The organism is Streptosporangium sp. NPDC003464, from assembly GCF_053588315.1.
Window position 1 is genome coordinate 1 of the sequence record NZ_JBSFPS010000088.1, and the last position, 12,530, is coordinate 12,530.

Genomic DNA, 12,530 nt, shown 5'->3' on the forward strand with positions numbered 1-12,530 from the left:
GCTGCTGCCGGTGCGTGAGCGGGTGCTGGGTCCTGAACATCCGCAGACGCTGACCGCCCGGGCCAACCTGGCGTTCTGGACGAAGGAGGCTGAGGGGCGTCCCTGAAACGGTCGTTTACGGGACGGTGAAACGATCATGGATGCCGAGGAGCGTTCGCCCAGGAACGGCCGTCCCGAAACTCATCCCGAAACCTTGCCTCTGGAAATTGAGTTTCAGGACCCTTTTCGGGACGATGGACAGATGCGCATCCCCGTGAAGGCTGCCGATTTTGGGTGTCGGTAAGGCTGGCTCCACGGGCCGCCACGCGCGAGGCAAGAGTGCCGAATTGCGGAATGGCGGCGGCACTTCGTCCGGTTCATCCTGGCGCAGTACCCGCGTAATCACGGTCGCGACGTTTAAAAGTGCCGCCTCCATGCGAACTCAGCACTTCCTGCTGCGACTCAGGAAGGCTCCCACCAGCAGTAATGGTACAGATGGCGGCAGGTGCGCTTGTCCTTACCGGCAGGCCGATTTCCGAAGTCAACTGCACGGATTTCTGAAGTCGTGTGCACAGACGGCTGAGCGCAGAGGCCTCACGGCTTCCTGAGGATCCCGCGCAAGATCAGTCCGTGTCGGTTGCGGCGAGCAAGCGTAGTCGTTGGTTATCCGGAGACAGGGCGGTGATGCCGATGTCCCAGGCGACTTGCTCGAACCATTTCGTGGTCGCTTCGAAGGTGTACCAGTGGGATGTCTGGACTCGCTGTTCGGCGTCGGCGAAGGCCTCCCCGCCCGACGTTCCGGTCAGGCCGCGGAGCGACTGCCATGCGGCCAGCCTGCCGTACGCGCCGTAGAGGCCTTGGTTGTAGGCGCCTCCCGTGGACGCGGCGGCGAACAACACCTGCCAGGCCCGGGAAGGTGGACAGGGAGAAGTCGACAGCGTCATCTTGCGGCCGAGACCAGTGAGACAGCCGAGACCAGCGAGGCATTCGAGGTTCAGCGCGGCGAGCAGGTCGGCGATCGATCCTGCAGGTCCGTCGAGCTCGAATGATCTGGATTCGATCTGGCCGTTCGATTCCTCTGCCCAGTTCGTGACGGCGCTCTCGATGGCCTCGGAAGTCTCGGGCGTGCTGATCTCCCGGACCGGGGGTGGAGCGGCGCCTTTCTCGGAGGTGACCGCTGATCCTTCGTCTGACGGTCCGAAGGGAAGCGAGTGGCTGGAGCCGCGAACGCTGTAGCCGGGAAGCTCGTGTCCCTCTTCTACTGGTGAGCGTCTCAGAGGAAGCCACCGCAAGGGGTGGTGGCTCCAGTGCGGAGACGTGGCCCACTCCGCGATCGCCGGCACATTTTCGATGACCGAGTCCCGGAGGATCAGTTCATGAACGAGGCATGCCCGGAGTTCCTCTGAGCCGCCCCCGCTCCGCAACCCACCGGCGAAGACCTGTGCCAGGTCCTCTGCAGAATGGTTGGAGGCAAGGAGTGACGCCAGATACCGCGCCTTCTTGCGGTCTCCTTCTTCGATGACCGCAAGAAGGCGGAGCGTCTGCTCCATGTGCTCACGTCCGGCTGCGACGGTCAGAAGACGCAGAACGGAGTTGAACACGCTTCGGTACTGCCAGATCGGATTGGAGGATGCCCCGAACCGCTTGAAGAGGGCGATTCCAAGATCTGCGACGAACATGGCATCTCCCTGGGTCAGCCTTCGCTCCGCCAGGTCGCGCACACTGTTCACGTCGTCCATGCCCGACAGGGCTTCAACGGTCTGCTTGATCGAGTCGGACATGCTCTGAGCGTACGCGGTTCGCGATCAAGACCGGTCTCCGGCGGTCTCAGAAACCCTTGATTCCGCAACGGCCGCAGCTGGCAGTCGCCGAGGTAGGGGTCCCGGTAGTCCTGTAGGAATTTCCGTCGGATATGCCCCTGAGCTGGCGTTACGTGTCCTTGGTGAGGTGTCGGTAGATGGTGGGACGGGTGACGCCGAACTCGTCGGCGATCTGCTGGACGGTGTAGCGGCGTTTGCCGTCCTCGTCTTCTCGTCGTACATCTGGCGCGCAAGCTTCACCTGGCGGGGGCCGAGCTTGGGCTTCTGGCCGCCGGTCCGGCCCCGGGCCCGGGCGGCTTCCAGGCCGTCGAGGGTGCGTTCGGACATGAGGGCGTGCTCGAACTCGGCGATCGCGCCAAGGATCTGGAAGAACATCCGGCCGACCGCGGTGGAGGTGTCGATGCCCTGGTCGAGCACGACCAGGTCGACGTTGCGCTCCTGCAGCTGCTTGGACAGGGCGATGAGGTGTTCCAGGGAGCGGCCGAGCCGGTCGAGCTTGGTCACCACGAGCTGGTCGCCGGGGCGGAGCACGAGGAGGGCCTTGTCGAGTTCGGGTCGGCGGGCGAGTTTCCCGGACGCCTTGTCGATGAAGATCTGTTCGCAGCCAGCGGCCTTGAGGGCGTCGATCTGCGCTTCGGGGTGTTGATCGCAGATGGAGACCCTCGCGGTGCCGATTTCCACGTCAAGATCGTAACGTGAACGGGGGTGCGTGACATTGCCGCGTACACGGGAACCGTTACAAATCTGAGCTGGGTGAACGCTGGTCGGCGCGGGGTGTATCGCGAACGAACGTTACCGATACGCCGACGCCGGGGCCGGTCTGCCGCCTCGCGCCACCGGGCAGGGGCTCAAAAGGGCGCCATCGACCGCGTGTCCGGCCAGTTGCGTTTCGGTCCAGCCGAGCCAGAGGGCGGCGACCACCGCGAGCGGAGCTGTCGGGTCCTTCGGCCAGCAGGGCCGCGGCGTGCGGTTCGTACAGCGGCCAGCTCTCATGCTCCCCCCACCGGATCCACGATCGTTCTCTCGGCTAATCCGGTTATGTGGCCGTACGTGACCACGTTTGTGGTACCTGACTATTTGGCTGTATGTGGTGGTGGGGGGTAGGCAGTTGAACGACGATACGGAGTCCGCCCGCAGGGCGCGGGATGATAGTGAGGGATCCGTCGTGTGCTTGGGTGATGCTCTTGACGATTGCCAGGCCGAGGCCGACGCCTGCGTGGTCGTAGTGTATTCGTTCGGTGCCGCGCTGAAACGGTTCGGTGAGTGTCGAGACCAACTGCGGGGAGAGTTTCTCGCCGCTATTTTCGACCGTGAGCACCACGGTCTCGGGGCGGACGCTGGTCTTGACCCACACAGTGCCCTGTTCGGGCAGATTGTGCACGATGGCGTTGTGCACAAGATTCATCGTCATCTGCAGCAGGAGCGCTTGCGACCCGATAGCCGGTGTGATGTCACCGGAGGCATCGATGGTGACACCGCGTTTCTCGGCGAGCGGGAGCAGTGTTTCGGTGGCCTCTTCTACGAGTAGGGACAGGTCAACAGGTTCTCGGGTGAAGGACCTCTGGCCAGCGCGGCCGAGCACGAGTAGCGCCTCGGTGAGGTCGATCGCTCGAGCGTTGACGGCGTGAAGACGGTCGACGAGTTCGCCAGGGTCGTGTGTCGGATCATTGCGGGCCACGTCGAGAAGTGACTGCGAGATCGCCAGCGGGGTGCGCAGTTCGTGCGAGGCGTTGGCTGCGAATCTCTGCTGTTCGGCGACGTGTGCTTCGAGCTGGGCGAGCATGTTGTCGAAGGCGTCGGCGAGTTCGCGGAACTCGTCTTTGCGGCCTTCCAACTGGATCCGGTGGGAAAGCGACCCGTTCGCGGCCATGCGTGTAGCGTCCGTGATGCGGGTCAGGGGGGCGAGCATCCGGCCGGCGAGAATCCATCCTCCCAGGAGACCGAATACCAGCAGGAACGCCGACACGATGGCCGCGACCGGAGTGAACGAACGCAGGATGGCGGAGCGGTCGATTATCAAGTCACCGGTGGTGTAGACCGCATCATCGGGTATGCCTCCCAGGAAGTAGACCAACACGGCGGCGAGCAGCAAGGCACCTGCGAGCATGAGAAAGCCGGCGTAGCTGAGGGTGAGTTTGAGGCGAACACTCAACCCAGGCGCTCTATCCACGGTCGCCTCCCTCACGTCCAGTGTCTGGTTGGGTGCCGATGCGGTACCCGACGCCGGCCACGGTGGCGATGATCCCGGGTTCGCCGAGCCGTTTGCGCAGTGCCGAGACAGTGATGCGTACGGCGTTGGTGAAGGGGTCGGCGTTCTCATCCCACGCTCGCTCCAAGAGTTCTTCGGCGCTGACGACACCGCCTTCGGCAGCGACGAGGACTTCGAGCACGGCGAACTGTTTCCGGGTGAGCGCGACGTAGCGGCCGTCGCGGTAGACCTCGCGGCGGAACGGGTCCAGTCGCAGGTCGGCGATCTCTCGCACGGGTGGTCTGTTGTGGGCGCGCCTGCGGTCGAGCGCTCTGAGACGGAGCACGAGTTCTTTGAGTGCGAAGGGCTTGGTGAGGTAGTCGTCGGCGCCGAGTTCGAACCCGGAGGCTTTGTCGTCGAGCCGGTCGGCAGCGGTGAGCATGAGGATGGGCATGCCGCTGCCGGAGGCGACGATGCGTTTGGCGATCTCGTCGCCGGAGGGGCCGGGGATGTCGCGGTCGAGGACGGCGATGTCGTAGGCGTTGATGCTCAGCAGTTCCAGAGCGGTGTGCCCGTCACCGGCGAGGTCGGCGGCGATCGCTTCCAGACGTAGGCCATCGCGGATGGCTTCTGCCAGGAAGGGTTCGTCCTCGACGATCAACACGCGCATGCTCCCGAGGCTACGAGCCGGTGCATATCGTCGGCATATCGAAAACCGCATACGCGCCGGCAACACCCACGCTGGCTCAACTAATGACATGAACCACAGCGAACCAGCACGGACAGCGCCCCGTCGGATTCCCGGAGTCCTTTGGGCGGAGGCCACATGCGTGTACTGAGGACGATTCTGGTCGGCTTGGTGGTGCTGGTCGCCGCCGCGCCGGCGGCGGTCGCCACGGCGGCGGCCAGCGGCGGCCGGCACGAATGCGCCACCGCGACCAGCCGGTGCGTCGGCACCCTGACCGTCCCACTGAACTGGCAGGATCCGCAGTCGGAGAAGATCACCATCAGGTTCGGGTACATCCCGCGGGCCGACCGATCGCGCCCAGCCCGCACCTCGATCCTGGCGATGCCCGGCGGTCCGGCCCCGCTCGGACCCAACGCCGAGCGCGTCGACTCCTTCGGGAAGGTCTTCCAGCCTCTGCTGGACCACTCGGACATGATGATCGTGGAGTTCCGCGGGATGGGCGAATCCGCGCCGCTGCGGTGCAAGGCGCTGCAGCAGGGGAAGCCGGAGTCGGTCAGCCAGTGCGCGCGTGAGATCGGCGACAGGGCCCAGTTCTTCAGCAGCGACCAGTACGTCGCCGATGTGGAGGCGGTGCGCGCGGCTTTGGGCCTGTCCAAGGTAACCGTCGTGGGATCGTCCTGGGGCGCACTGAGCGGACAGGCCTACACGACCCGCTACCCGGACCGGGTGCGCGCCCTGTACATCGAGAGCATGATCGGCCCAATCGACAAGGCCGGCCGGTGGCAGCTCGGCGAGTCGGAAGGCAAGGAGATTCAGGAAGCCATCGACCACTACGCCCGCGCCTGCCAGCGATCGTCGGCCTGCCGCCGAACCGCCGGCGGCGACCCGCAGGCACGCTGGGAAGCGGTGGTGCGGAAGACACGCGCCGACCGCGACGCGACGCTGACCCCACAGCGACTGCTCGGGGCGCTGCGGTCGACCTCTGATCCAGCCATCGCCACCGACGCGACCGCGGCCACCGCCGCATACCTGGACGGCGACCCGGCCCCGATGCGCCGCGTGCTCGACCGGGCCGCCCCGCTGGCCGGCAACAAAGGCGCAGGATCCAAAGCGCCGTCCAAGGAGTCACCGGATAGGGCCGGTACGACGGCATACCTGTGTTCCGACCCGCGCTGGCCGTACGACCGCACCGCCGACGAGGCGACCCGGCGCCGCCAGTTGGTGACCTTGCATGCCGAGCGCAACCGGTACGCGCCGTTCACCCGCGCCGAGGCGGGCAGCGGCGCAGACTTCTGCGCAGGCTGGCCTACCCCGCGAGAGAACAACGCGATCGAGCCGCACCGGCCGGCGGTGCCGATGCTGGCCGTCGCTGGCGAGTTCGACCCGAAGGCGATCATGGGTGCACGCACCGCGGCGCGGGCATTCCCCCGCGGCCAGGCGGTCACCGTCCAGGCCGGATACCACAACCCTGCGGTCGAGGGCCGTGGGCCGGGTGGCGAGTGCGCGCGACAGATCATGCACCGGTTCATCCAGAACCCGGGGCGGGTGTCCGACACGTCGTGCACGATGGCCAACTACCAGGCACACGGTCGCTTCCCTGCGACCGCGGCAGCAGTACCGGCGGCCCGCGGCGGCGGGCTCGACGCTCCGCAGCGCACACTCCTGGCGGCTGCGTTCGCCACCGCCGCCGACACGGTAGCCATGCACAACCCGCATCGCGCCTCGCGGCCGGACACCGAGCCCGGGCTGCGCGGCGGGGAGGTCACCAACGGTACAGACGGCACGATCACCTTGGACAAGGTCCGCTACGTCGCCGACCTCGCCGCCACCGGCACTGCCAAGGTCGCCGGCGACAAAGCCACCGCCAACCTCACCGTCACCGGCCCCGCCGGCGCGACCCACAAGGTCACGCTGCAGTGGAAGGCCTTCACCGCCACTGACACCACCCCCGTCACCGGCACCCTCGACGGCCGACCGTTCCGGGTAAACGTCCCCGGATACTGATGACCCACCCCACTCCTGTGGGGCACTCGCGGCCCCGAGCGCCCCACAGGGGTCCCAATGGCGGCACAGCCAGCCGCCGAGGCGCCGGGGCTCCACGGAGGCACGTCGGTGGGCCAGATCGCACCGACCACCGCCAGCCGGTAGTGGACCTACCACAGGAGGGCAGGCCGGCAGGTGATCACTCAGCGCTACCACCGATTACGGGACAGAGCCGATTACCGGGACAGCCCGCACGCTCGGTTCTTCTTGGGTCCGGGCTGCGTTCGGTCAACTTGGCCTACGTGAAAGAAGAGATCATCGTCCTCTGACCTGCTGGAAGGGTCCTCCAACCCTAGATAACCATCGCCCAGGGTCTCATCAACCCCGCGGCCTATTCGCCGAAGACGCCGCCGCTCCACCCACCGCCGTCGGCGGGCCGGGTCCGCAAAGGCCGCCAGCCGTTGTCGAGCTTGGCGAGCTCCGACTCGACCTCGACGGGAATCGCCCCGAAGAAGTCCATGTTCTCGCTACGGCCGGGTGAGATGTGGGCGAGCAGCTCATCCTCGACGGTCCTGCCATCCGCACGCAGCCGCTGCACCGCGAGCCCGAAATACGCTGTCGTCCAAACCACCACACTGTTGGTCAAGATGGTCAGGCACCAGGCCTGCTCGGTCTGGTCGGACAGGTACGGCCGGGCGGTGATGGTGCCCTGCTGGGCGTAGTGCAGGTCTCGCCGCAGCGCGTGCAACGATTCGTCCTTGTTGAGCTGCCGGGAGATCCGCCGCCGGTAGACCGGGTCCGACAGATAGCGCGCGGTGTGCAGGGTCCTTCTGAGCAGTCCCCACTCCTTGAGCGCGGTCGCCAGGGTGTTCTGGTGCGGCGCGGCCGACCATTTGCCGACCACCAGGGAGGCGGTGGCCTGCCCGTACTTCAAGGAGGCGCCCATCCGCATCAGGTCGTCCCACGTGTCTTCCACCAGCGCCTCGCCCCAGCGGGCGTTCAGCAGCGGCCCGGCGTTCGGATACTGCAGGTTCATGACGGTGGGGGTGTCGTCCCGGACCAGGGTGACCTTCGTCAGGTCCCGCATCCTGGGGGTGAGGCGCTTGCCGACCAGGTCGAACAGACTGAAGTTGATCAGCGTGGCGCCATGCGTATCGGCTGCGTGATCATGGAGGGGGAGATCGGTCTTGTTGCCGAGGAACTCATCCAGGGTGTACTGGCCCTCGCGGGTGGTCGGCACGAACTGCTGGGTGCCGAACGTCGACCACTGGTCCGAGACGTGGGTGTAGGACGACAGCACCTGCCCGCCGTGGATCGTCATGTTCCGGCTGGTCAATGACTTGCCGCGGACTGGGAAGCGTTGCCCGTCGGAAGAGGACATGGTGCCGCCGCCGAACACCTTCGACAGCTCCAGCGCGTGGTGATGGTTCACGATCACCGTGTTGGCGTCCCGGAGGGTCTCCTCGCGGATGTACCACTCCATCGTCCACGCCAGCACCTCATACGACACCCCGCACGCCTCCGACATGCGCACCAACCCGAGGTCCGTGCCGAGCCCGATCAGGCAGGCCAAGATGTTCCGCTTGGTCTCGGCGGACTTGGCGAGCTTCCGGCCGCCGGCGTGGGTGAAGCAGTCCACGAAGCCCGTCCTGGCGTCGAGTTCGATCAGCACCGAGGCGATCGGCGCGAACGGCGGCATCCCCGCCAGATCGTCATGCAGCTGCTTGACCTCGGTGGGGATGTTCTCGGCCGACAGCGGCGGCACGATCAGGTTCCCGTCGCCGTCCAGCCGGATCGCCCCGGCCTGGTCGGGTGGCGCGTTCCGCAGCGTGTCCTCCAGATCGGCGAGGGCGGCGTGCAGCTCTGTCTTGCCGACCTCGACCGCGTCCTTCCCGTTGAGTGGTTTGCGGACCAGCTGGGCGTACTCGGCGCGTTTCGGCTCCCACTGCTCGGCGGTGTACAGGTACGTCGACGGGTCGGCGTACCGCCGCGACCCGGGCACGAACACGTCCCCGGAGCGCAGCCCGTCCCGCAGGCACAGGATCACCACGAGTTCCCAGTAGTGCCGGAACGCGGTGTCCTCGCCGGACTTACGGGCCTTGTCCAGGTAGTCGGCGTACCGGGCGGGAACGAACCCCGTCGGCGCGTCCGCCGGCACCTTGCGGCCGCCTGTCTCGTTCAGCCTCTTCGAGATCCCCACGGCCGTCATGAGCTCGTCGGTGCCGGGCCCGCCCTGGAAGTCGACCGCCGCCAGGACGTTCGGGGTGAACTGGCGCAGGTAGGAGTAGGAGGAGTCCAGCTCCGACAGCCGTCCGTGGTCCTTCGGCAGCGGATTCCATGCATCCGAGGTGATCTCCCTCAGGCGCTGCATGCCGATCTGCTCGCGCAGCATGCCGCCGACCTGCTCGTCCGCGATGGCCGGGTCGGCCAGCACCGGCAGGATCAGGTCCATCAGCAGCTGCCGGGCCTCGCCCTTCTTCGCACGCTCCACCAGGGCCTCGTCGGTCTTGGTCTTGGCCCGCGACTCGCGCGCGGACACGGCCTGGTCGAACAGGGCGACGACCTCGTCCAGTTGGTCGATCGCCGCCTGCGCGTCGATCGCCCGCAGCCACAACAGCTTGTCGATCGACGTCTTCACTGCCGACGCGGTGGTCTCCCGCGCCCCCTGCCGCAACCACTCCAGCCGGGTCATCCCCAACCCCATGTCCACGCCCAGCAGCCGCTCCAGGTCCGCCCGGGCCTCCTCGGTCAGCAGATGCCCGAGCAGCTCCGTGGTCAGCGCGGTCGCTCCGGTGCGGGCCTCGCCAACCATCTTGGCCAGCACCGTCGGACCCGGCCGCACCACGTGCGCCGACATCAGATACTTCCGCGCCAGATTGAACAGCAACGTCGGGCTGTCGTGCTCCATCGCCCTGTCCAGCAGGAACTGGGTCAGCTCCTTCAACGCCTGGCTGCCCGGAGCGGTCGTCTTCCAGCCCAGATACTTGACCACCAGCTTCAGGCGGTCGGTCCGGGTATGGTCCCGCCGCCCGTATCCCTGCAACGCTCCCGGATGCAGCCGCAACTGCTCCGCCAACCGGGCCACCGCCGCGAGAACCGCAAGCGGGCATTCCGTCTGGGACGGGTGATCACCGGCTGTCCGGACCGCGGCGCCGCGATCCAGTGGCAGGAGGTGGTGCTGCCCGGCCGCAAACTCCCGGTCCGGGTGTACCGTACGTCACGCAGCGGACGCGATCCTCTGCCGCTCGTGCTGCACGTGCACGGAGGCGGCTTCGTGGGCACCGCCGTACAGAGTGACTGGGTGAACAGCCACCTCGCCACCCGGCTGCCCGCGGTCGTCGTCTCGGTCGAACACCGCCTGCTCGACCCGGACTCTCCACTGTCTGTGGCAGTCGACGACGCCTGGGACGTGTTGCGCCATGTCGCCGCTGGAGGCCGACGACCTGAGCGGGCTGGCCCCGGCGCTCGTGGTGGTAGCGCCCATCGACCCGCTGGCCGACCACGGCCGCTGCTACGCCGAACGGCTGCGCGCGGCCGGAACACCCGCGCGACTCACCGAACACCCCGGGGCGACCCACGCATTTCTCAGCATGCCGGGCGCGGTGCCGCAGGCCAAGGCCGCGCGAGCGGAGATCGTCGAGTACCTCCGAGAAGCTCTCGCCATGTGAGGCGAAAGGAAGACCTCTGAGACGGAGGAGGGGTGCAGAAAAAATTGACGGCCCAAGGGCCTGCCCGTTTTCGGGAACACGTTCCAGATCCCCAAGCACTCGCCCAACACCTACCTGTCCGAGCTCGCCAAGCAGTACGACGAGGGCATCTTCCAGCTGGAGTTGCTGGGCCGTACCGTGCTGTTCGTCTCCGACCCCGACCTGGCCGCCGAGGCGTGCGACGAGAGCCGCTTCTACAAGCCAATCGAACAGGTGCTGGCGATCGTGCGCGACTTCAGCGGCGACGGCCTGTTCACCGCCCGCGAGGACGAACCGGTCTGGGGGCACGCGCACCGCATCCTGATGCCCGCCGCGGCCCCGACGGCCGGTGGCGCTACGTCATCGACACCCCCCCGGCACCAGCTGACCAGCTCAGCCGCCGAAATGCGATCCACGTCAGGGATCATGCCACCGGCCGCTTGGGTACTTCCCTCACGGCCGGGGCGGAGTTTCCTGACGAAGTGGTCGACCACGCCGCCGGCCGCGCTACCGTCAACGAGTCATCGCCACCGAGTGACAGATCACCCGAACGTGGATTCCTCACATACACTCCTGCCATGTCGCGCTGCGCCAGGCCCGGCCCCCGCCCGGGTTCCGTGCGCCATCGCTGACATCCGATGCGGCCGAGCCGACAAAGGGATATTTATGATCACCCATATCAACGTCGCCGTCATGTACGTAGCCGATCAGCAGCGGTCGATGGATTTCTATGTCGACAAGCTCGGCTTCACCAAGACCGTCGACGCCGAGATGTGGCCAGGAGCGCGCTGGGTGGAGGTCAGACCGCCGAACGGACAGACCTCGATCACCTTGCACAGCGCGGAGGCGTTCGGCAAGAAGCCGGGCGAGGGTGCCTATCTCACCTTCGCCTGCGATGACATCGGCGAGACGGTTCGTCAGCTGCGCGAGGTCGGCGTCACCGTGACTGACCCGGTGAAGGAGCCCTGGGGCACCTACATCAAGGCCACCGACCCGGACGGCCACGAGGTCATGATCTCCAAGAAGTGACAGGCGAGGGCGGATCCGGGGCTTGAGCAGCAACCGAACGGCCAGTCACGTTAAGGGGCAGACCAACTAGGCCGGAAAGGGGCGACGGCCGGTGTCACGCTTCTTTCAAACACCCCCGTCGTACCGGCCGTAGCTTCAGGAGTCCTGGGCCCTTTTGTGGAGGCGGGTTCTTCTTCAGGCCGGTCACGCCGGTCGAGGGGCTTCGGTCGGCGTTTACGGTGACCGGCCGGGTGTGTCGGCACCGATGGAATCCTGCCATCCGCCCCGACGGGCTCAACAACCGTCCCCGCCTCCGTCACCTCCGCAGGAGCTGTAGCCCCCGGCCCCCTCACCTCTCGCAATGACGGGTTCCGGCTCATTCAGGAAGAACCCCCGGCGTGCTCGCCGTTTCCTGCTGGGACGGACAGGAGGGGGCGGCCGGTGACCGAGCGCTTCCCTCGCTCTGCGGTTGGGTAGCTCGCTGAGGCCGTAGAGCGCCACGCCCAGCCCGACGGTGTCCGCCGGTCTGGGCGAGGTCCGGTCGCCGGGCGGCTGTGCGAGCCGTGCCTTCCGTAGCAGGGGAGATCCCGGCCCCACGGCGCGGCGGGCAAGCAGGCAGCCGCCGGCGGACAGCGCGAGCACTGCGGCCGTGGCGAAGGTCGCCGGAGCGGGACGTACGACACTTGTGCCCAGCAGGACGAGCGTGGCCGACAAGCCAGCCGTCGCGACAGCGGCCAGGACGGTCAGCGGACGGCGAGGCCGGCGGGCGGCGAGTCGATCAACGTCGTCCTGGGCGAGCCGGTGCAGTTCGAAGGCCGTCAGGCCGTCAGGTGCCGCCTTGAGCGCCTCGACCAGGGTCTCCTCGATCGGTCCCGCTGCGGCACCCGCATCCGGAGCGGCCCGCACCCAGCGATCGGCGGAGGTGCGAACCGTCCCCGGACCACGAGTTCCGCCAGCGCGGCGTTGACCACCCGAGGTGGCCCGCCGGCCAGATGGGCAAGCTCGTCCCGGCCGGGCGTGACCTGCCGCGGCGGGCGCGATCTCAGAACGGTCCAGCCACATAAGAGCGCCAGGCAGAGCGCCGGCATGAGCAGAACGACGTCGATGGCCGCCTCCCAATGATCAGCATCCTGATCTCAGGCCAGATCCTTTACCGGCGGTGCGTTGAGGAGGCCTGG

General features: G+C 67.1%; 9 protein-coding genes and 2 pseudogenes. 4 read left to right on the top strand and 7 right to left on the bottom strand.

Annotated elements, in window-relative coordinates:
• Positions 1-602: 602 nt before the first annotated feature.
• The 5 genes and pseudogenes from ACWDS7_RS20540 to ACWDS7_RS20560 form a co-directional block, all read right to left on the bottom strand.
• On the bottom strand, positions 603-1,760 hold the full coding sequence (locus ACWDS7_RS20540; RefSeq protein ID WP_451930556.1) for a DUF6183 family protein: 1,158 nt from the start codon (positions 1,758-1,760) through the stop codon (positions 603-605).
• A gap of 148 nt (positions 1,761-1,908) precedes the next feature.
• A complete protein-coding gene (locus tag ACWDS7_RS20545) occupies positions 1,909-1,971 on the bottom strand; it encodes a hypothetical protein (RefSeq protein WP_451930580.1) in 63 nt (20 codons plus the stop codon).
• Between the two features lie 116 nt (positions 1,972-2,087).
• A pseudogene (locus tag ACWDS7_RS20550) lies at positions 2,088-2,480 on the bottom strand (recombinase family protein); the annotation flags it as partial.
• Positions 2,481-2,835: 355 nt separating this feature from the next.
• Complete coding sequence (locus ACWDS7_RS20555) at positions 2,836-3,951, bottom strand: sensor histidine kinase (RefSeq protein WP_451930557.1); 1,116 nt, start codon at positions 3,949-3,951, stop codon at positions 2,836-2,838.
• A gap of 10 nt (positions 3,952-3,961) precedes the next feature.
• Positions 3,962-4,657, bottom strand: a complete 696-nt coding sequence (locus ACWDS7_RS20560) for a response regulator transcription factor (RefSeq protein ID WP_451930558.1) — start codon at positions 4,655-4,657, stop codon at positions 3,962-3,964.
• Between the two features lie 189 nt (positions 4,658-4,846).
• On the opposite strand from ACWDS7_RS20560, the gene ACWDS7_RS20565 reads away from it, so the two are divergent.
• Positions 4,847-6,679 (top strand): alpha/beta hydrolase, encoded by a 1,833-nt coding sequence (locus ACWDS7_RS20565; RefSeq protein ID WP_451930581.1) that lies wholly within the window; start codon positions 4,847-4,849, stop codon positions 6,677-6,679.
• Between the two features lie 370 nt (positions 6,680-7,049).
• Here the strand turns inward: ACWDS7_RS20565 and ACWDS7_RS20570 are convergent, their stop codons facing one another.
• Positions 7,050-9,743, bottom strand: coding sequence for a Tn3 family transposase (locus ACWDS7_RS20570; RefSeq protein ID WP_451930559.1), 2,694 nt, complete (start codon positions 9,741-9,743; stop codon positions 7,050-7,052).
• On the opposite strand from ACWDS7_RS20570, the pseudogene ACWDS7_RS20575 reads away from it, so the two are divergent.
• The 3 genes and pseudogenes from ACWDS7_RS20575 to ACWDS7_RS20585 form a co-directional block, all read left to right on the top strand.
• A pseudogene (locus tag ACWDS7_RS20575) lies at positions 9,711-9,996 on the top strand (hypothetical protein); the annotation flags it as partial. The gene ACWDS7_RS20570 and the pseudogene ACWDS7_RS20575 sit on opposite strands and share 33 nt — an antisense overlap.
• Positions 9,997-10,041: 45 nt before the next feature.
• A complete protein-coding gene (locus tag ACWDS7_RS20580; protein WP_451930582.1) occupies positions 10,042-10,326 on the top strand; it encodes an alpha/beta hydrolase in 285 nt (94 codons plus the stop codon).
• 60 nt (positions 10,327-10,386) lie between these two features.
• Complete coding sequence (locus ACWDS7_RS20585; protein WP_451930583.1) at positions 10,387-11,373, top strand: cytochrome P450; 987 nt, start codon at positions 10,387-10,389, stop codon at positions 11,371-11,373.
• 273 nt (positions 11,374-11,646) lie between these two features.
• Here ACWDS7_RS20585 and ACWDS7_RS20590 read toward each other — a convergent pair whose 3' ends face one another.
• A complete protein-coding gene (locus ACWDS7_RS20590) occupies positions 11,647-12,414 on the bottom strand; it encodes a TIGR04222 domain-containing membrane protein (protein ID WP_451930560.1) in 768 nt (255 codons plus the stop codon).
• Positions 12,415-12,530 lie beyond the last annotated feature (116 nt).